19 protein-coding genes are annotated in these 21,119 nt (G+C 40.9%); 1 reads left to right on the top strand and 18 read right to left on the bottom strand.

The genetic code is table 11. From position 1 onward, the window contains the following. Position 1 precedes the first annotated feature (1 nt). The gene (gene dapB, locus GJU41_RS17330; RefSeq protein WP_154319158.1) at positions 2 to 799 is read right to left on the bottom strand and encodes a 4-hydroxy-tetrahydrodipicolinate reductase; all 798 of its coding nucleotides are present in this window, start codon (positions 797 to 799) and stop codon (positions 2 to 4) included. 12 nt (positions 800 to 811) lie between these two features. Then, on the bottom strand, positions 812 to 1,141 hold the full coding sequence (locus tag GJU41_RS17325) for a nucleotide pyrophosphohydrolase (protein ID WP_070878115.1): 330 nt from the start codon (positions 1,139 to 1,141) through the stop codon (positions 812 to 814). A gap of 152 nt (positions 1,142 to 1,293) precedes the next feature. On the opposite strand from GJU41_RS17325, the gene GJU41_RS17320 reads away from it, so the two are divergent. Then, entirely contained in the window at positions 1,294 to 2,166 is an 873-nt protein-coding gene (locus tag GJU41_RS17320) for a YitT family protein (RefSeq protein ID WP_070878117.1), read from the top strand. A 229-nt stretch (positions 2,167 to 2,395) separates the two neighbouring features. On the opposite strand, the gene ypjB is transcribed toward GJU41_RS17320, so the two are convergent. The 16 genes from ypjB to hisC form a co-directional block, all read right to left on the bottom strand. After that, on the bottom strand, positions 2,396 to 3,205 hold the full coding sequence (gene ypjB, locus GJU41_RS17315; RefSeq protein WP_154319157.1) for a sporulation protein YpjB: 810 nt from the start codon (positions 3,203 to 3,205) through the stop codon (positions 2,396 to 2,398). A 93-nt stretch (positions 3,206 to 3,298) separates the two neighbouring features. Then, positions 3,299 to 3,892, bottom strand: coding sequence for a lipoprotein heptaprenylglyceryl N-acetyltransferase LhaT (gene lhaT, locus GJU41_RS17310; RefSeq protein WP_070878120.1), 594 nt, complete (start codon positions 3,890 to 3,892; stop codon positions 3,299 to 3,301). An 80-nt stretch (positions 3,893 to 3,972) separates the two neighbouring features. Further along, positions 3,973 to 4,740, bottom strand: coding sequence for a menaquinol-cytochrome c reductase cytochrome b/c subunit (locus GJU41_RS17305; RefSeq protein ID WP_070878122.1), 768 nt, complete (start codon positions 4,738 to 4,740; stop codon positions 3,973 to 3,975). Positions 4,741 to 4,813: 73 nt separating this feature from the next. After that, positions 4,814 to 5,488: a menaquinol-cytochrome c reductase cytochrome b subunit gene (qcrB, locus tag GJU41_RS17300; RefSeq protein WP_029280290.1), complete on the bottom strand. Its 675-nt coding sequence runs from the start codon at positions 5,486 to 5,488 to the stop codon at positions 4,814 to 4,816. Between the two features lie 3 nt (positions 5,489 to 5,491). After that, positions 5,492 to 6,001 (bottom strand): QcrA and Rieske domain-containing protein, encoded by a 510-nt coding sequence (locus tag GJU41_RS17295; protein ID WP_070878123.1) that lies wholly within the window; start codon positions 5,999 to 6,001, stop codon positions 5,492 to 5,494. A gap of 141 nt (positions 6,002 to 6,142) precedes the next feature. Continuing rightward, positions 6,143 to 6,598, bottom strand: coding sequence for a YpiF family protein (locus tag GJU41_RS17290; RefSeq protein WP_070878125.1), 456 nt, complete (start codon positions 6,596 to 6,598; stop codon positions 6,143 to 6,145). Positions 6,599 to 6,698: 100 nt separating this feature from the next. After that, a complete protein-coding gene (locus GJU41_RS17285; protein WP_154319156.1) occupies positions 6,699 to 7,811 on the bottom strand; it encodes a Ger(x)C family spore germination protein in 1,113 nt (370 codons plus the stop codon). Then, positions 7,808 to 8,899, bottom strand: coding sequence for a GerAB/ArcD/ProY family transporter (locus GJU41_RS17280; protein WP_070878127.1), 1,092 nt, complete (start codon positions 8,897 to 8,899; stop codon positions 7,808 to 7,810). Before GJU41_RS17280 ends, GJU41_RS17285 begins: the two co-directional genes overlap by 4 nt. Before the next feature lie 14 nt (positions 8,900 to 8,913). After that, on the bottom strand, positions 8,914 to 10,347 hold the full coding sequence (locus tag GJU41_RS17275) for a spore germination protein (protein ID WP_154319155.1): 1,434 nt from the start codon (positions 10,345 to 10,347) through the stop codon (positions 8,914 to 8,916). Positions 10,348 to 10,454: 107 nt separating this feature from the next. Then, positions 10,455 to 14,156, bottom strand: coding sequence for an alpha-amylase family glycosyl hydrolase (locus tag GJU41_RS17270; protein ID WP_154319154.1), 3,702 nt, complete (start codon positions 14,154 to 14,156; stop codon positions 10,455 to 10,457). A 208-nt stretch (positions 14,157 to 14,364) separates the two neighbouring features. Beyond that, positions 14,365 to 14,904, bottom strand: a complete 540-nt coding sequence (locus tag GJU41_RS17265; protein ID WP_070878132.1) for a ReoY family proteolytic degradation factor — start codon at positions 14,902 to 14,904, stop codon at positions 14,365 to 14,367. 81 nt (positions 14,905 to 14,985) lie between these two features. Then, positions 14,986 to 16,293, bottom strand: a complete 1,308-nt coding sequence (locus GJU41_RS17260; protein ID WP_070878134.1) for a tetratricopeptide repeat protein — start codon at positions 16,291 to 16,293, stop codon at positions 14,986 to 14,988. Then, the gene (locus GJU41_RS17255; protein WP_154319153.1) at positions 16,280 to 17,173 is read right to left on the bottom strand and encodes a hypothetical protein; all 894 of its coding nucleotides are present in this window, start codon (positions 17,171 to 17,173) and stop codon (positions 16,280 to 16,282) included. Before GJU41_RS17255 ends, GJU41_RS17260 begins: the two co-directional genes overlap by 14 nt. A 174-nt stretch (positions 17,174 to 17,347) precedes the next feature. Next, entirely contained in the window at positions 17,348 to 18,643 is a 1,296-nt protein-coding gene (gene aroA, locus GJU41_RS17250) for a 3-phosphoshikimate 1-carboxyvinyltransferase (protein ID WP_070878137.1), read from the bottom strand. 13 nt (positions 18,644 to 18,656) lie between these two features. Next, positions 18,657 to 19,769 carry a prephenate dehydrogenase gene (locus tag GJU41_RS17245; protein ID WP_070878139.1) on the bottom strand — a complete coding sequence of 371 codons (1,113 nt, stop codon included), beginning with the start codon at positions 19,767 to 19,769 and terminating at the stop codon, positions 18,657 to 18,659. Between the two features lie 214 nt (positions 19,770 to 19,983). Then, positions 19,984 to 21,066 (bottom strand): histidinol-phosphate transaminase, encoded by a 1,083-nt coding sequence (gene hisC, locus GJU41_RS17240; RefSeq protein WP_070878141.1) that lies wholly within the window; start codon positions 21,064 to 21,066, stop codon positions 19,984 to 19,986. Positions 21,067 to 21,119 lie beyond the last annotated feature (53 nt).

The following is a 21,119-nucleotide window of genomic DNA, read 5'->3' as shown; positions in this document are numbered from 1 at the left end:
TTTAGTCGATTAAATTTTCAAGCCCGTAAACCAATACATCCAGATTCATAATTTGCTCCACGCATAATTTTACGCCTGACATGAAAGATGCCCGATTAAACGAATCATGACGGATGGATAATGTCTGTCCGTCCCCTCCGAACAAGACTTCCTGATGAGCGACAAGCCCTGGCAGGCGGATGCTGTGAACATGAATTCCCTGATAATTTGCTCCCCTTGCTCCCGCTAATGTTTCTTTTTCGTCAGGATGGCCCTGTTCTTTTGCCCCTCTCACTGCGGAAATCATTTCAGCTGTTTTAAGTCCTGTGCCAGAAGGTGCATCAAGCTTTTGATCATGATGCATTTCAAGGATTTCTACATCACTGAAGTATTTTGCAGCCATTTGTGAAAATTTCATCATTAAAATAGCTCCTATGGCAAAGTTCGGTGCGATAATGGCGCCAATCCCTCTGTCTTCTGTCAGCTCTTCAAGTTCCTTTAAATCGGCATCTGAAAATCCCGTCGTCCCTACAACAGGTCTTACTCCATATTCAAGTGCTTTCTTCGTATGTATTTTCCCGATTTCAGGTGTTGTCAGATCAATTAAAACGTCCGGCTTCGTTTCAGAAAAGCATTTCTCAATATCTGTGTAGATAATGGCATTGCTTTTAAAATCATCTGCTTTACTGAGCTTTTGTCCTTCAAATTTATGATCAATGACACCCACAAGTGAGAAGTGTTCCGTTTCTTCCACAAGTTTAACGGCTTCTCTTCCCATTCTTCCCCTAGGTCCTGCAATAACAATTTTGATTGTTTCCATGTCTGTTTCTCCTTAAGAATCAATTTTGGTCCAGCGGTCTTTGTCTCTTGTATTAAACTTCTTCATCACAAGGTTATGCGCTTCTTCAAGATCAATATTTAAAGAATTGGCAAGGCAGATTAAGACAAATAAAATATCGCCCGCTTCTTCCTCTATCTTTTTTTCCTGTTCTGTCTGCTTTTTTGGTTTTTCACCGTATGTATGATTTATCTCACGGGCGAGTTCGCCCATTTCTTCTGTTAACCTCGCCATCATGGCAAGCGGACTGAAGTAGCCTTCTTTAAATTGCCCAATATAGTCGTCAACTTCTTTTTGGAGATCTTTCATCGTTTTATTGTTCATGATTCTTCACCTCATCTTTATTCCTTTCCATGTTAGCGGGTCTGCGCCTTTTTGACAAATTTTTAGGTCGTCTTTCAGGCTCAGATTGCACCTTTTGTTTCCATCATCTATAATATTATCGCTAAGACTTAGAGCAGAGGATGATGTACAGCATGTTCAATCAACTGAAAATACGAAATATTTTCTTTATTTTACTCGGTTCAGCTATATTTGCATTTGGTTTAGTTCATTTTAACATGCAGAACAATTTGGCTGAAGGCGGTTTTACCGGAATTACCCTGCTTTTATATTTTATTTTCGATATTGATCCATCCATTTCAAATCTCGTGCTGAACATTCCGATCTTTTTCATCGGCTGGAAGCTGCTTGGCAGGACAACCTTCCTCTATACCATTATCGGAACAGTCGCATTATCGGTTTTTCTATGGCTGTTTCAGCGTTTCCAGATTTATATGCCGCTAAAAGATGATCTGACTCTTGCAGCTTTATTTGCAGGGGTATTTATTGGTGTCGGACTAGGAATCATCTTCAGATACGGGGGTACCACCGGAGGAGTAGACATCATTGCCCGGCTTGTACATAAATATAAAGGCGTCAGCATGGGCAAAACGATGTTCATGTTCGATTTTGTCGTCATTGCCCTCTCTCTTGTCACTTATTTATCCTATAAAGAAGCGATGTATACATTAGTTGCGGTATTTATTGCAGCGAAAGTCATCGACTTTATGCAGGAAGGTGCCTATGCAGCCAAAGGAGCGACCATTATATCAGAGCGAAACGGGGAAATAGCTGACAGAATCATGCAGGAGATGGACCGCGGTGTAACCATATTAAAAGGTCAGGGATCTTTCACAAAGATGGATAGGAACGTTTTGTATTGTGTAGTCGGCAAAAACGAAATTGTCAGGCTTAAAATGGTCATAACCTCAGTTGATCCACATGCATTTGTTGCAGTAAGCGATGTGCACGATGTGCTTGGTGAAGGATTTACATTAGATGCGGATAAGAATCCCATTCACAGATAATCATTAAGAAAATAAGTTCAAGGAACAAAAGCGCAAGCGCCTTGGTCAGATCCGACAGGCAGATAAGAATCCGGCAGAAAAGTCCGGGTCCCGACTTTTTTTACGGATTCGTTCTGACCGAGGATCTAGGCGCTTCCGCTTGCCGTAAATGACTATATTTACTTATCCACAACCTTTTACAATTTAAAATTTCCTAAACAACAAAAAAAGCCTCTCTGCTGGAGGCTTTTTATTTGTTCATATCGCGTTCACGATTCATTTTCTCTTTTTCGCCTCTGTACTTCCGCCATCCCGTATAAGTAAGCGACATAAAAATGATGCTGCCGGTTGATATCATGACCCACCATAATGAAGGATCGGCTTCGTCTTCTTTTACCCGATTAAACAAATCCTGCAATTCCTCCTCCATCAATGCAAGCTGATTCACTTGAGACTCTACTGGTATTTGAGTAAAAATAGCATCTTCTACTACGGATCTATGTGCGTCCATTCTTTTAAGCTGTTCTGAGTCGAGATCCATCATCATGCTGGGATAAACGGTTTCATAAAGCGAGACGAATTCAGCCCAGTTCTGCTGAAAAGACTGATGATCTCCGCTTTCAACATCCCCTTTCACTTGAGAAAAAGCAGACATGACCGGCTCTTCCATTGAGCTCCATAGAGGCTGATGTTCCGATGCTGCCGCATCCACCACAAGTCTCAGCTGAATAAGCGCTCTTACCTTCTCATCATGAGTGATGCCATTCTCCTGCAGCATTTTAGCTGCTGTTTGCTGTGATGCTGATATCGTGCGAATATCTGTTGCTGAAATGCCGCCGTCACCTTTTACAGACTCCTCAAACTCTCTTTGAAAATAATCAATAAGCTTACGTGATTCTTCAAAACGATTTTGCTTTGACAGCTGAAGTGCTGTATCAGTGAGTTTATTTAAATCGTCCCATTTATCCGTGTGTTCAGCCTGATGATCAGCTAAAGCCCAATACGGCAGTGCGACTATCATAACAACGAAAACCGCCATCACGATCATTCTTTTTTTCATCCTTGTCCCTCCTACAGCTTCTACTAAAAAAGTATGAAAAAGTGGACAAGGTTAGACCACCTTTTTACACAAACATCAAAAGGCGGTCTGCAGTTAAAGAAGTTTTAGTTTCAGGGAATTCTTTCTGACGACAAAATAGTATGCGAGATAAATGGAGAAAAGGCTCAGCCAAAATGTGAAATATCCGATTTCAGGCAAATAATTCATCAGAACACTGTATTTGGGCATCATGCCAAACACATAGTCTATGATCTCATTATGCAGTGTCCATACAGCAGCAGCAGCTAAATGCCACGCCTTGAATCTGTAATAAGGGGCATACAGAAGTCCCTGTACAGCCATCCCGAGGTGAGAAAGTATAAGCATATATCCGACCGGATCGAGAACACCTGTCTCATTAAGCACCAGCAGGTTCATCACAACTGCCCAAATCCCGTACTTAAAAAGAGTAATGATGGCAAGCGCTTCAATCAGGGGGAGATTTTTCTTAAATAAAAAACCAAGCATGACAATAGTGAAAAATAGGCTTGCTGTTGGGCTATCAGGGACAAACGGCAGAAAAATTGCCGGGGTCTCGTATAGCTGGTACCTGTACCAGTAATACCCATAGATTGTTCCAAACAAGTTGACGGTGAACATCATAAACAAAAAAGGCTGTTTAACAAGAAGGTATTGAAACCACTTCATCTTTGTTCAACTACTTTCATTCTCAAATATGAATAATCCTTAAACGTAGAAAAAAAGCTGACTTTTAGTCAGCTTTTCACTTATTTTGCTGTTACACTTGAAACAAATTCAGAAAGCACTTTCAGTTCTTCATCCGTGCCTTTAAAGATGCCAGCCGGCATTCCGCCCTGACCTTCTTTAGCGATTTTTGCAACTTCTTCAGGACTTAAACCTGTATCCACCAAAGATGGACCGGCAGCTCCTCCTGCTAAGTTATCGCCATGACAGGAAACGCACGTTTGTTCAGTGAAAATTTTGTAGCCTTCAGATTCTTTATCAATTTCAGCTTCAGCTTTAATTTTCCCTTGTTCTGCAGCTGCTTCCCAGTCATGGGTGGCAACGGATTCCCAAGTTAAGAAAATTGTTGCTGCAACAGCAAGCAGCATCATACCTACAGCTACAGGACGTTTCGAAGGTTTGCGTTCAGGTCCGCGGTCAATAAACGGCGCCAGAAGCAGCGCTCCGAATGCAAGTCCTGGCATAATGAATGCCCCGATTACAGTATAAGGACCTGCGGCATACGTGTATTTCAGCAATTGATATAAGAATAAGAAATACCAGTCCGGCAATGGAATATATCCAGTATCAGTCGGATCTGCAACACGTTCAAGCGGCGATGGATGCGCCACAGTCAAACATAAATACCCGATCAGGAAAACGGCGCCAACAAGCCATTCTTTTAATAAAAAGTTTGGCCAGAATGCTTCTGTTTTACCTGGGAATTCAGAATAATCTTTTGGAATATTCGGTTTTCTTTCAGCTGGAACACGTGAATCTCCAACAAATTTCATCCCTTTTCCGCGATGCATGATTTCCCCTCCTTCTTTGGCAGTTACGCAAATGAACTAGAATGCACTTGCGGATTTTATCTCATCGATTATTTTATAGAGGTCCAGATATACCCTGCTTGCGAATCATGATGAAGTGAGCTCCCATTAATCCAAATAGAGCTGCCGGCAGGAAGAACACATGGATGGCAAAGAAACGCGTCAATGTCTGTGCACCGACGATCTCCGGATGGCCTGCAAGCAATGTTTTTACTTGAGTGCCGATAAGCGGTGTTGCTTCAGCTATTTGAAGACCAACTTTTGTGGCAAATAGCGCTTTCATATCCCAAGGCAATAAATAACCTGTGAAGCCTAACCCTAACATAACGAAGAAAATTAAAACGCCAACTACCCAGTTAAGTTCACGAGGTTTTTTGTAGGCACCCTGGAAAAATACCCGCAATGTATGTAGGAACATCATAACGATAACGAGACTCGCTCCCCAGTGATGCATGCCGCGGACAATTTGTCCGAAAGCGACTTCATTTTGCAGATAATAAACAGATTCCCATGCATTTTTGATATCGGGAACATAGTACATCGTCAAGAACATGCCTGATAAAACTTGAATAACGGTTACAAAGAACGTCAGACCGCCAAAGCAGTATACAAATGCTGAAAAATGGTGCGCAGGATTTACGTGCTCTGGCACTTCATGGTCAGCTATATCCCGCCACATCGGCGTAATATCTAAACGTTCATCAACCCAATCATAAATCTTGTTTAACATTGATTACGCCTCCTTTCGCGGTTTAGCCGAACCAAGATACAAAAATCCATCCTTCACTTCACTCTTGTATACATCAAGCGGAGCAAGCGGCGGTGTTCCAGGAACATTCGTGCCGTCTTTGTCATATAAGCCATAATGGCATGGACAGAAAAATTTGTTTGGATTAGATGGATCACTATTCCAGTTAACTGTACATCCTAAATGCTTACAGACAGGAGAAAGTGCAACAATATCCCCTTTTTCCGTTTTAAATACCCAAGCCGATCTAGGTTCTTCAGACTTGTGCCAAGCATCAACTTGTTTAATTTTAAAATTAAAACGCGTTGGTTCGTTCGTAATTTCATCGACACTCACTACCTGTACAAGGTCTTGCTCTTCGACCTTTCCAAGTACAGGGTCGAGCGCAAAGCGAACCATTGGCATCAGCATACCCGCAGCCATGAAACCGCCTACACCAGTCAGTGTATAGTTGAGAAATTGCCGTCTTGAAACCCGATGTTTTTTCTCGCTCATCATTTTCCCCCCTCTATCTTAAGCTGAAGTCCGTCAGGACATACGATAAAACCATATAAAACTAGGACAATCTCATGATATATCAATCTTCCAGTAAGGTCAATATTATCCTTTTTTGGAACTTTAAAAATGTAAGGGTTTTTATGAAACCCTCCAAGATTGTAAGAAAATGTTCAAAATTTGACTTACTTGATCCTCAATCATTTTCCTTTTCAGGGACTCGTCCATATGTTCCATAGGAATTGGAGGAAGATAGATCACGCTGTCCTTGTGCGTTCCGCCTTCATTTCTCCATAATTCATCACTCGTCACGAAAAAAATATGTTTGAAATTGTCCTTTAATTCATGGTACCATTGTAAAATTGTTTTTTCTCTGTCATGCATTTGTCCGGTTATGTACGTGCAGGCAGGAAGCATAAAGATTCTTCCTTTAAGCTGGCGTTCCAGATCTTCTGTGATCAGCGTTGTATACTCTCCTTCTGCCGCCAAAGATTTCAGATTATCTCCAAATCCTATTTGAACAAGCGGGATAATGGCAGTATCTACATATTCCTTTGATTGAAGAAACATGTTTGTGTCTTCTGATGTCCATTTCATGTCTTACAGCTCCCTCTGCTTATTATGTAATAATTATAAAGGTATTATATGTGTTTGTTAATAAGCTTTTGAAAATGAGGGAGATATTGGCTTTCCAGGCTCATTGCGAAGAACCTTTTGTCCCAAAATCCGTTTTATTAATTCTTACTTTATAAGTGATTTCTGCTTCGCTGAATTTTTCATCCCACTGTTTTCCATACTTTCTCCAATAGGCAGGATGCTGATTTTTAACATAATGAAATAGCCCGGCCACACCTGTCTTATAGTCGTTCTGCAATGTATAGATTAAGTCATTTACCTCCTTTTCAATTGTCTTTTCCACGATTCCTTCAATTCCTTTTTGATACCCTTTATCAAAAGAATTCTCCTTTTCATACCAATCCTCCGCTAATCTGCCTTCTACTCTGATAAAGATATCGATGAAAAGACGTCCATTCTTAATCTTCGTCTTTATTTTTTTGCTTCTCAATTTAATCACTTCAAAGCCAAATGGCTTATCATGATGAACAGCTTCAACTGTGCCTCCTTCTACTGATCCATTAAGCCAGGAAAGAGCTGATACTTCATCACCAGTTAAGTTTTCACCTACCAGTTTTCCATTGTTGATTACACCGGCACCCATTAATTTTAAATTGCCCTTTTCCAATCCTACAATCTGAATGGGAAAGCTTCCTTCAGACTGCAAGCGGGCAGAGGCTTCACCAAGCTTGAGCGGAGGCAAAATTTTATTCGTTTTTTTTCGATTTTCTGTTAGTTCATAGATAATATTAGATGGGATTTCTTTATCTGTTTTAACTGATAAAAGCTCCGATGCAGGTTCTTCCGTAAGAAATATGTATAAGCTTCTTCTTGTTTTATCATCCCTTATAAACTGATTAATGACTGTATCCAAGGGCGTTTCTTTAATAACTTCTTGATTAATTAAAAAGATCCGCTGATGTTCGCTTGATATTGGCTTCGTTTCTAATGAGACATTTCGAATCGCTTCATGCAAAGTCCCCCCTCCTGTTGTAATATTTTTATAGCCGGCTCCCTGACCCTGGCCAATCGATCCGCTTTTCGGCAAAATGATTTGCTGAACGATTTGCACCCCTTCAACAGGATCAATCTTATCTATACCTGTACCTACTACAAGCGAAAGATCTTCAATGTTTTGGCTGTCCCAGCATCCTGAGAGCATCAGTGTAATAAAAATAAGGAGAATTTTTTTCATGGTTTTATTAGCTTCCTTTTCAAAGCGACTGTTAAAAACGTTGCGATTGGAATGACGAAAAAGACAATTTGAAACATTTTTCCGACTATTGTGCTCATTTGAATAATTTCAAGTGTATTGTTGGGTACGCAGGCTATCAAAAACAGGAGCGGAAGCAGGATAAGCACGTTCGTTTTAAAAGTTGTTTTAAACACTTGAGTCATTCCGTACGCAGCTAGATAATAATACATGGAAGTAGTCGTGAAAAACTGCAGAATCCACGTTGTCAGCAGAAACGATTCGAACCGTTCAATAAATATGCCCCTTACTTCAAAGGACTGTACAAATGAAATAGTCGGCCATGTCACAGCTTTCACTTCTTGTTCAGATAAACCTGAAACAACTAGAACATACGTTGTAATATATAAAATTAATGGAATGGCAAAACCGATCATCAAACCCTTCTTCAAGTTTTGTCTGTTTTTTGAAAAGGCTGAAATGACAAGGAAAATTTCCACTCCGATAAAGGAAAGAATCACTGAGTTTAACCCTTTGAATATGGGAGAGAACCCATCTCCCAATATCGGTTTAATATTTTCAATATTAATACTTTTAATACTGAAGAAATAGATAAGAAACAGTTCAACAATTGCCAGAGGAAGAAAGACACTGAAAACCTTTGTTATACTCTGCAGCATCCCTAAAACCAAATACGCGCTTAAACACATTAAGGATAAAATAACGACTTGTACCGGAGTTGTCGCCAGCAGGAAAAAACGGACCATTTCACTCATTGCAACAGCCTCAAAGCTTGCTACACCCATGAAGTACAGAATGATAAATAACTGGACTGCTTTTGAAATCCATAATCCAAACCCTTCTCTTGTATATTGAAAAATATCCTTCACCTGATGTTTTTTAAAGAAATACAGGACGAGAAAAGCAAACAAGATAGCTATGATTCCGTCTATTATTAACACGATCCATCCATCCGGCGAATCAATTTCTGCTGTAATCGTTCTTGGCAAAGTGAGCAGTCCGACTCCGAGCATGGCGTTGCTTACAAGCATCGCTACTTGAAAGACCGAGAGATTATCCATTTGCTTCATTTTTGAGCCTCCTGCTAATTAACCTTCTTCCGCCTGAATGGCAGTCTGATCAAGATATCCCTTGCCATGCTCGGGTTAAAAATCGTTTCCGGCGTGAAATAAGGAGTGTTAAAGCTTGACAGTCTTGATAGATGAATAAGTATTAATATGAAAAACAAAGTCGTTCCATATAGCCCAAGCACCGCAGCAGCTGTCATAGCTCCAAAGCGCAATAATCTAAAAGCTAAGCCAAAACCATATTGAGGTACAGTAAAAGATGTGATGGTTGTGATTGAAACAATGATGACCATAAGTGAGCTTACAATGTTGGCTTCAACTGCAGCTTGACCAATGATAACTCCTCCGACAAGGCCAATTGTCTGCCCGATAGGAGAAGGAAGACGAATTCCGGCTTCCCGCAGCAATTCAATTGTAATCTCCATAATCATTGCTTCAACAAATGGCGGAAACGGCACATTTTCCCGAGTTCCCGCGATTGTGATTGCAAGCTCAGTAGGCAGCAGTCCAGGATTAAATGAAACAAGGGATATGTAAATAGCGGAAAGAAACAAAGTAATAGCCACTGAAATATATCTAAGCAGCCGCAGAAAAGATCCTGCAGCCCATCTTTCATAATAATCATCAGGTGATTGAAAAAGCATATCGATTGTCGTTGGTGCAATTAAAGCAAAAGGCGAACCTTCTGAAAATATCACTACCCTACCCTGTTTCAGGGCAGCAACAACTCTGTCTGGACGTTCTGTGTTCTGAATCTGCGGAAATGGAGAATAAGGTGAATCCTCAATCAGCTCCTCGAGTATTCCTGAATCTTCCACATTTGTTGTTTGCACCTTCTCAAGCCGTTTTTTTACTTCATTTATCAGCTCTTCATTGGCTTTTTCTTTGTTAAACAGATAAACAATCCGTTTAATACTGCTATCTTCCTCAATTTCGATTTTTTTTGCGATAATAGACTGATCATTTGCCAGCTGACGGATAAGCCCTAGATTTTCACCCAGGCTTTCTATGAAACCAAGCTTCGGCCCCCTAACGATCCGTTCTGTTGTAGGTTCTGTAAAGCTTCTCATCTTCTCCTTTTCAGTATCAATGACAAAAGCAGTGGAAATTCCATCAACTAAAAGAACGGTCTGGCCGGAAAAAATATTTTTCAAGACATCTTCAATCGTATGGATTTCCTGTTTTTTTAGAGGATTAACTTTTGAAAAGAAGAGCTGGGAAAAAGAGTGATTAAAATCCGTCATAAAATCAATGGATGAAAATGAATTGATCATTTCATGTTGTTTATTGCTGTCTGTCATACCAGACAGATAGAGCATGACACACATTTTTTGATGCTCTTGGATATAGATTTCTTTTTTCTCCAAATCTGTACTCTCTGAAATAATGGGGTCTAAACTTTCCATATTCTCTGTTAATTGACTTCTGAGCAGGGTATTATTACTCATCATGTTCTCCTCAGGCTTTATCGTTTTTTTATTATTTCTTCTTCTTCTATACTTATACGAATGAAACTAAATACAAAAAGCCCCTTCATTTATTAGAAGGGACTCCATTTTTACGTTTTCTGGTGTTTTTTTCGAAATAAAATTGTTCCAATTATCAGCAAGACAGCTCCAATCACCATGTAAGTATAGGTATTTGTCGCAGTCAAGGGAAGTTTGTTGCTGTTATCATTCTTCGAATCTGTTTCACCTGATGATATTCTATCTGAATCATCTTTCTTATTAGGTTCATTTGGACCTGGAACTGTTCCGCCGCCTGTATCAGGTTTTTCTTCATCATCGTCACTCGGACCAGGAAGATTTTCACCGTCTGCCGGAGGCTCAGTCATATCATTTTCAAGTGCTAAAATAAATGTACCCCCAAGGTCCCGTTCCACTAAGTCAACCGTTACTTGCTTTTCACTGGAAACCTTATATTTTTTACCGCTGTATAAATCTATAATCTTCTCAGACTTTTCAAATGGCACATCAATTGTAATCTGCTGTTCATCTTCTGTCGTGTTGATTCCGATAACCAGAGATTGATCCTTGTAGTCTCTATTGAAAACAAGGTACCCATCTTCATTGCTGCCTGCTACTTTTGTCCGTTCTCCTTTAGAAAAAACGCGGGAATAGTCTTTACGGATGTTTAAAAGCTTCTGATAATGTGCAAGGAGATCATTATTTTCCGTATTGTCCCAGTCAAGATTATACCTATTTTCATTAAACTCGCCTTTATCCATGTCGCCTGCGTGTTTTCCAGTTTGCCCAAGCTCTTCTCCGTAATAGATAACCGGCTGCCCTTTTGCTGTTATTTGCAGAGCAGCGGCAATTTTCTGCTTGCTTTTATCTCCGCCTGCGTGCGCCAATAAGAAACCGTCTTCGTCATGGCTGCTCAGAAACTGACCCATTGCGGCTGTGTTCGAGAGCTTGCCGTTTCGCTCTTCAAGTCTTGCTTCAACAGCTTCAATCTCTCCATTAATAAAATCTCTTGCGTCGTATTTAAAATTGAAATCAAGCAGAGAATCCATCTGTCCGCTGTTTAAGTAACATCCTGTATTATCGATGCCGCCGCCATAATATTCACCAATCATTTTAAAATTAGGATTCACTTTGGTCAGTTCATTTTTAAATACTTTCCATGTAGTATCTTCCACATGTTTTACAGTGTCTACCCTGAAGTAGTCAATAGCATTTCCTTTTTTAGTTTTGTGTGATGCCCACGCTGTCTGCCAGTCAATGATTTGCTTTCTTACAGCCGGATCTTCGGTAATAAGGTCCGGCAATCCTGCAAGCTCCCCTTTTATAACATCCGTTCCTCCGCTGCGGAGCATCCCCTTAAATCGTTCCCGATCTTCATCCCCAGGGAAATTGGGAATGTTTTGTTCATTTTTATCCGTTTCTTTCAATCCATAGCCGGTATGATTCAAGACCACATCGACCATGACTTTCATATTTCTTTCATGCACTTTATCAAGCAATTCATTTAAATCGTCCATCTCGCCAAGATGTTCATCAAGCTTTGAAAAATCCTTTGCCCAATATCCGTGATACCCGTATTGATTGCCGCTTTTGTTATGACGCAGATCCCAATCAATATTATCGACGATCGGTGTAATCCAGATCGTATTGATGCCAAGATCATCAAGATAATCAAGCTTCTTCGTTATCCCTTTAAAATCGCCGCCGTGATACGTTTCAGGATGGTTGACATCATATCCTTCATGATTCGGGTCATTATTCCCTTTGTCTCCATCATAAAAGCGATCAGTCAGCATAAAGTAAATTCGTGCCTCATCCCAGTCAAAATCCCCTTCTCCTCCGGAAACTCGCGGTTTCACTGAAACTGCTGCTTTCGCTGTATGTTTATTTCCAAATTCATCAACAGCTGTAACAGGAATTTCTTTATCCCCTGCCGGCACTGAATCCTTAACTGACAAACTCACTTCTTTCAGTGCAGGATCGATTTGCAATACTTCCGGGCCTCCAAGAGACGATGCATCGGCATACATATCTGAAAACTGAATTGTTTCCTGGTCAGATTTTATATCTAAACTCAAGACGGCATTCTGATTAGATGTGACTTCTTTTGGAAATACAGATGCCTTCATCTTTACTTTTGGAATCACGTAGTCTATATATGATTGCTCATAATATGGATCTGTTACTTCATTCGTTGTTCCGCCCTTTGTGACAAGATAGGAGTATTCATATTTGCCCTCTTCAGGGATATCAAATGTATAGGTGAAATATTCATTTTTCTTATCATATTTCATGTCAAATTGCTTGCCGTCAATTTTTATTTTTACATGCTCAATATCTGACATCGCATTGTTTTCGAAGAGCTCCTGATCCCGGTAGAAAAATGTTGCTTTTCCTTCCGATATGACAGGACCTTTTATCGCTGGAACTGTGTGAAATTCAGCCTTTCCGCTTTCGACAAACACTTTTGTCAGCGGCTGATCTGGGTCTGTTTCTATATATCGGTCTTGATCATACGGATCTTTTACAGCCCAGTCCTGGCCTTTTCTAATGACAAATCCAATGTTTGATGCCTCTGCTCCAATTTCGAACGTTGAAACGGCCCCTTGATCAGTCTCTTCCGTAAACCGTTTTTCGCCATCTTCAAGTCCCGTCTGCCATGTCCATATATTCCATCCGTCATAATCGGCATCTTCTCTGGAATAGGTAAACTGAACATGCCTTTTGACCGGGCTTTTCATCTCACTTGTTTTAAAAGAAAGGGAGAGATCCTGTTTTAATTCTGTTCCTGATTTTTCTCCTGTGATGGCTTGTTTTGGCACAGTCAGTGTATAGTCTTGAGCTTTCTGCAGAGTCTCGGGAACGATTTTCAGCTGATTTGCATCCGCCGTAATCGCTGCCGTTACAGCCTGTCCTCCATTTTCTTTCAAGGAAATGCCGTCTGTCTGCCCGAGTTTAATAGACTCATTGAACGTCAGGATAATAGGAGAAGTTGTTTTAACGTCTTCATCCCCATCAGCAGGAGCTGCTGAAGTAAGTTCAAGCTGTTCTGCATCGCTGATTCCATTAAGAGTATACTCTTTGCTATAAACAGATTGCCCATTTGGCTGATCTTTTTCATTCCAGGATACCGCAGTATTGTTTCCTTCAGCTTCAGGACTCACATCAAATGCGCCATGTTCAGAGGCGGTATTTCCGCTTAATACGGCAATTGCTTTTAATCGATCATCATTTTCAAGCCCCAGTTCGCTTAAAGGAATTCTTCCTTCAAATCCCTTCGTGCGGTCAGCTGCAAACTGTGCACCTTTTATATTTTCCCATGTTGAGAGTTTTGGATGATTAAAGTCTTCTGCACTGTACAATGCAGCACCCGCTATTTCATGATCATTCTTTACTCTGGAAACAATATGAAACTGGGGCTTTGCGTCTGTACCGCCAAAATGGAACGGTGCGCCCCATGGATTTCCTTCCACTTTCGAATCTTCGTTATTAACATTTATTGCGACATTCAGGTACATGCCGTTATCGCCCCAATTTGGGACATTTTTAGCTTCAGCCCAATAATAGAGGAACTGACTGTCATTCTTCAGATGTACATCTCCGAGATGAAAACCTTCATATCCTGGATTATCAGATATGGCCATTGGTTCAATTCCTGCCCAATCCTCACCGTTCCCATCAACTGTTATCACATTCTGTTCAGCAGCAAACACCTGCCATGAACTCATTACTCCGCTCGCCATAAGCAGTATAATTAACAAAATGGATATCCACTTGCTTGTCTTTCTCCTCATCCCATTTCCCCCTTTAGCTCTAAGCGAAATCGTTTGCGCAATTTTAGTGTTACAAAGAGATGATTCCACATATGTAAACGATTACAATCCCAATCATATTTTGTCACGTTTCGACCGAAAAATCAATTGAAAATTCTGAAAAAACCATTGTTCAGCTTACCCTCTATTTAATCAAAAAAAGAACCTCATCTTGTAGAGAGGTTCTTCCTTATTTCAAGCATTTCAGTTTTTCAGTTAAGCTTTCAAATGCTGCTTTATCCTGGCGGTCAAGTGCGTCATCAATCATTTGAAGTAATTTTTCTTTTTGGAATGTTTGTATCGACTGCTCTAAAATGCGTTCAGCTACTACACGGTCTTTTTCATTAATGTTGAGATGTTTCGGCACAAATGGATTCGCTTCAAGCACTGCTGCATAATTCGGCGATTGGTAAGCCGAGCGGAAGTTGAGCTGAATGTACAGATCCTCGTCTTTGTTTAACCGAATGTCATGGAAGGATTTTTCTGCATCCGTTGTCATGACATTTTCTTTGTAAAAACGAAACGGCACTTCCTCTACGCAGTGGGTCGACATGATAATCCCTCGCGGACAATACTGAGCCTGCTCAACGAAATGCACTTTTTCCATCAGCGTGTCGTGACTCATTAAGTAATTCAAAATCCAAACACATTCCCGTCTTTTCAACTGATAATGATTTAAAAACCACCTGATAAAATCCTTCTTCTCAATGACAGATACAGGGGCCATCATATGCATTTCCCTCCTCTGCTAACTGTAGATTCTTATTCTTAAAGTTCAACAGATCCTAGGTGAAATCCTTCCGATTGGACGTTAAAAATCATCTTCTAATTGTATCAAAATCTCTTCGATTTCGACATTCGCCGTATCATGCTTTAATGCCTGACGGAACATTTCCCTGGCGGCGGCGCGATTTCCGTCCTCTAACAAGTAATAGCCGTACTCTATAAGAAAATCTGGTTCTTCCTTGAAGAAATTATATGCTCGCTGGTAATGGTTTAATGCATCCGAATATTGCTCTGTTTGATGATAAGCTCGTGCTAATTTACGGTCATATTCAGGATCTTCCTCGCCGTACCTCATTACTTCTTTCAAACAGTCAATGACTTCTTCATATTTTTGTTCCTGCATATAAATATTTGTCAGTGTAATCGTTGCTTCGACATGTCCTGGATCAATGGCAATTGCTTGCTGGAGCAAGGCAGAAGCTTCGTTTGGCAAATTATTTTTTAAAGCAATTTTCCCGCCGTAAACGTAAAGCTCTTTGTTATACTCATCTGCCTTCAGGCCGTCTTTTACTGTTTCGAGGCTTTCCGCTAGCATGCCTTCTTCTTCATATGCTTTAGCTAAATATAAATAAAGAGATGTATATTCATGATCGAGTTCTTTTAATTTTAAGAACTGATCAATTGCTGTTTTCGGATAATTCGCCTGCAGAGCTGTGAAACCATAGCCGAACAATGTGTGCAGATCTACTTGTTCATCGACCGCTTTCTCATAATACGGAAGCGCTTCTTCAAATTCGCCTGAGGCGCTGATTGATTCTGCAAGCCTCTGATACACATTAACTCCGGTTAACACAGTGTGCTCTTTTAAAACATCCTTAAAATATGGGATTGCTTTATGATAATGACCTTGATGAAAATAAAGCTCGCCTAAAGCAAAGTCAATGACGGGTTCATCCGGGACGATTTTTTTGGCAGACAGCAGCTTTTGTTCGCTGACTTCATTTAATCCCTGCATTTGATACAAATCAGCTGAAAGGATCAAAGCCTGTACATACGCAGGATCTGTTTCAGGGATTGTACTTAATAGTTCAATTGCCTTTTCTTCTTCGTCCATATCTATATAGACTTCTGCTAAAAATACTGTAACCTCAGATTCTTCCGGATATAACATATGCATGTCTTCCATTATATTCAGAGCGTGCTCTGTGTTGCCCCACTGGTAGTATTTTTCTGCAAGCAGAAATTTTTCTTCATCATGCAGAGTCTTCTCAAGCCCTGAAAGTTTTTTTAAACCTTCTTCAGCTTGTCCTGACTCAACTAATTCAATTGCTTCGATTAGTGAATTTTTCAACTTGTAACGCCCTTTCCAAGGAAAATCCTTATGGGACTGCATTTGCAGCAAACCTGCCTGACATGGATATGGAACAGAACTCTCCAAACCCAGGCTTTATGCAGACTTTTTCATCCACTTTGATCAGCTGTCCCTTATGAATCGTAAATTTAGGAATATGATTATGATACCCGCTAGCGGACATTTCTTCAACTGAATTGAATTCATTCCGCACATAGAGGTTATAATCAACTTCGCCGCCGATCCTGATTTCTCCTTTTTCAGGGTATATCCCTATTTTCATTAATAGTGATTTTTCTAGAATTTCATGTTCAGGAGGACAGTCCGGTTCTGCTGCCATCCGGTGTCTATCCATCATTGCAGCAAACTGTTTTCTCCTTTTATTTGATGATGATCCGGTCCATTGAGGCAGGAATGTCATCGGGAATCCGTATATGCATCCGCGAATCCATTCCCACGGAAAATCAGCGATTGAATCTTCTGGATGAATCTCTAAAATAAGCAGTGGAATTTTATTTTTTTTGCAGCTAATGAGCAATGATGGGGTCAATCTTTTCAGTGGAACTTTTACACCGATGCAGTAATCGATTGGAGAATTAATCATCATTTGTTTCTTTTTGCGAATCGCTTCGGGGAGATCCCGTTCATATTCTGCCTGAGCAATGGCTATAACTGTGGTACAGCCCTTTGAAATCAGCTTTTCCGTAAAGATTCGTTTTATTTCTGTAAAAGAACCTCCAATAGAAAAATCAAGCATCACGTGTCCAGGTGTTAACAGATAGTCCGCAGCATTCATTTTCATGCACGTCATCCTCTGCAGCGAAGGACTCATGTAATCAATTTTGTTGTTTCGTATTAGAATGGAAGTTTTAACAAGTTCGCCATTTTTTAAAACATTTGCATCTTCAATAAGATAGGACAACGCCTTTTATCCCTCCCCCTGAAACCTTCTTAAGACAAGCTATGAAGGGAAGGCGCGGGATATGACTGTTAATGAAAAAACCTGCAGAAAAACTTTATTCTGCAGGCATTTTTTTAATTCGATGACCAGCTTCATCGCCCAACTCCTCAGCCAGAACGGGCGCTTCCGCTCTTTTTAATCAGCGAGCTGATTTAAGTGATCAAAAAATTGCGGATAGGATACATTGATTGCTTCATGATCTGACAATGAAACGTCTCCTTCCGTTATAAGGGCTGCAACAGCAAGCATCATTCCAATTCGATGATCACCGTGGCTTGATACAGAAGCTGAGTTTCTTAAGGTCTGTTTACCGCGGATAATCATGCCATCATCTGTCGGTTCAATATCTGCTCCAAGTTTTTTCAGCTCCTGAACAACTGTATCAATGCGGTTTGTTTCTTTTACTTTCAGCTCACTTGCATCTTTAATAACAGTATCCCCTTCAGCTTGAGTGGCAAGCAGAGCAATAACGGGAATCTCATCAATCAATCGCGGAATCAGTTCGCCTGAAATGACCGTTCCTTTTAATTCAGAGGTTGAAATCGTTAAATCTGCAGCAGGCTCATGGGCGTGAGATCCTCTCTCTTCGATTGTTAAATCCGCACCCATTTGACGGAGAACCTCAATGATCCCGATTCTGGTCGGATTAATCCCTACATTTTTCAGCGTAATGGTACTTGATGGAACAATTGCACCTGCTACTAAGAAGAAGGCAGCAGAAGAAATATCTCCTGGAACCTGAATAGATGCAGCCTGTAAAGACTGACCTCCGATCAATTCTGCTGACAGACCTTCTTCCTTCACTTCTATACCAAATGCTCTCAGCATTCTTTCTGTATGATCCCTTGATTTATGCGGTTCTGTTACTTTCGTTTTTTCGTTATTTGCCTGAAGCCCTGCGAGCAGAATCGCTGACTTAACTTGAGCGCTTGCTACAGGGGATACATACTCTAATCCACTAAGCTTGCCGCCGCGAATAGAAATAGGCGTGTAATTGCCGTTTTGTCTGCCATCGATAGCTGCTCCCATTTCTCTCAGCGGGTCAGTGACGCGTGTCATCGGTCTTTTAGCGATCGATTCATCGCCAACGATACAGGCATGAAAAGGACGTCCTGCTAAAATGCCAAGCATAAGACGGGTAGTTGTTCCCGAATTGCCGACATCCAGTATTCCCTCAGGTTCCCTGAGTGCATTAATACCTTTGCCAGACACTTTCACCTTTGTTCCTTCCTGATCGATTTCAACGCCCATTTGTCTGAAGCAGGCAATCGTTGATAAACAGTCTGCTCCTGCAAGGAAATTTTCAATGACAGTCTCACCGTTTGCAAGAGCTCCAAACATCACCGCTCTATGTGAAATGGATTTATCACCCGGAATGGCAATTTCACCGCTTAACGCCTCTGCTCTCCGCAATTTCTTTTCATTTGACATGGTCCTCACCTCATTAACTGAAAAATGTTTTGTAGTCTGTATATTTCTCGATGCATTTTTGTGCACGTTCACGGTCGACATCCGTCTGGAAGCTTAATCTCAGCACACCATAAATCTCTTCGCGCGTTTCGATAATCCGGATGTTCGTGATGCTGATTTCCTCCATTGCAAGATAACCTGTAATTTCAGAAATGACACCTGGATAATCAGGTACATCCACATATAAATCGTAAAAAGAAGGAATAGCTCCTTTTTCTCTCTCAGGCAGGCCATCTCTAAAATCCTTTGCCTCCTGAAAGTACGAAAATAGAGCATCTCCATTAAGTCCATCAACAAGCTCTCTGACCCGGTTCATTTCGTATTGCCAGTCATCAAATAAAGCAAGCAGCTTGTCTTTATTATGTAGGAGAATATCTCTCCACATCGCGGGGCTGCTTGAGGCAATCCTCGTGATATCGCGGAATCCTCCCGCTGCCAGACGCTTAATCAAAGGATGACTGTCTTCAAAACGGCCTGCCTGATGAACAAGACTCGCTGCAACGATATGCGGAAAATGACTGATTACACCTGTAACCTCGTCATGTTCAGCTGGAGTCATTTCAACAAAATGAGCTTTCGTTCCTTTTAAGACGTTCTGAAGGATACTAAGCGAAGCATGGGATGTATGATCCGTCGGCGTCAGGATATAAAAGGCATTTTCAAAAAGGTGGGCTTTCGCCGCGATCACCCCTGATTTATGAGAACCGGCCATTGGATGTCCGCCGATAAACTGCACCCCGTCCCCGAAAACAGAATCAGCGTATTTGCTGATTTTTTGTTTTGTGCTGCCTACATCCGTAATAATGACGCTTTCTTTTAAATGTTGTGAACTTAATGAGTCAATTATGGACAAAGTCTGTTCTACCGGAGTAGCAAGAATAATTAAATCGGCTGTTTCTATGCCGCCGAATTGATTTGGAGCTATTTCATCGATTACGGTCAGAGTCTTGGCGATTTCAGCCTGACTTTGATTAATATCATACCCGGCAATCTTTATAGCAGGAAACTCCTGCTTAATCGCAAGGGCGATCGAACCGCCGATTAACCCGAGTCCGATGAGATGAATTTTTTCAATCTGCTGTTCCATTCTTTATCACCCTCAGCTGCAATATGTATAGAAAAGCGGAATCGCCCGTTTAGCTCAGGCATGACAGATAAGAATCCGGCGGAAAAGTCCGGGTTTGACTTTTTTGACGGAATTGTTCTGTCCGAGGAGCCTGAGCGATGGAGCTAGACAAAAAGTATAAAACTTTATATTCCCTATATTTATAAGAAAGAGGTGATTAAGATCACCTCTTCTTTTATGAAATCAATTCTGTTAGAATCTGCAGAATCTCTTCGTTTTGTTCTTTCGTTCCGATTGTGATGCGGATAGACGTTGGAAATCCGAGTGCTTTGCCGGAACGGACAATATAGCCTTTTTCCAGCAGTGCCTGAAATACTTCATCCGCATCGCGGTTAAAATCGATCAGAATAAAGTTTCCTTCTGAAGGATAGTAGGATAAACCGTGTTCCTTACTGAAATTGTAAAACTGTTCAAGACCCTGTTTGTTTTTTTCTGCACATTGTTTAATGAAATCCTGATCACCTAAAGCATGCAGTGCGGCAGTCTGTCCTAAACGGTTCGTATTAAAGGGCTCTCTTGCAGGTTCGATGCTTTTGATTAACTCCCTGTTCGCAATTCCGTAACCGACGCGGAGGGCTGCAAGGCCGTATGCTTTTGAGAAAGTGCGGAGAATCATGACGTTTTTATATTGTTTGATTAATGGCAGTGTTTCCGGAAAATCAGATGCTGTTACATATTCATAGTAAGCTTCATCCAGGATAACAAGCACATGATTTGGCACCTTTTTCATGAAAGCATGCAAAGACTGCTCGTTGATATAAGTACCTGTTGGATTGTTTGGTGAACATAGCCAAATGACCTTTGTTTGTTCGTCAATTGCTGCAAGCATGGAGTTCAGATCGTGATCTCCATCGATCAGCGGAATTTCCTTAATATCCGCGCCTTCAATGATGGCATTGTGGCGGTATTGAGGAAATGTCGGTGTTGCCATTACTGTGTTCGTCCCTTTCTTCAAAAAGGCGCGGCAAATGATCTGGACAATTTCATCGGATCCATTTCCAAAAATAATTTCATTTTCCTCTACGTTTAAAAAACGTGCCAGCGTTTCACGAAGCAGAGCACTGTAGCCGTCTGGATACATAGCAAGCTGATTCAGTTCATCCTGAATGGCTTTTTTCGCGCGTTCTGAGCTGCCGTATGGATTTTCGTTGGAAGCGAGCTTCACAATGTGAGTTAAGTTATACTCTTTTTTTACTTCTTCAATTGGTTTACCGGGCTGATACGGTTTTAAGTTCGTAAGCTGATCTTTAATTTGCATGAATGGACACCTCTTCTTTAATAAAAGCGAAGATTTCTCCGCTTGCTGCGCGT

The sequence above is a fragment of the Metabacillus idriensis genome (assembly GCF_009674765.1).
GTDB lineage: Bacteria > Bacillota > Bacilli > Bacillales > Bacillaceae > Bacillus_P > Bacillus_P idriensis.
The sequence above is the reverse complement of the archived record's forward strand: the minus strand, read 5'-3'. Positions and strand labels throughout refer to the sequence as shown.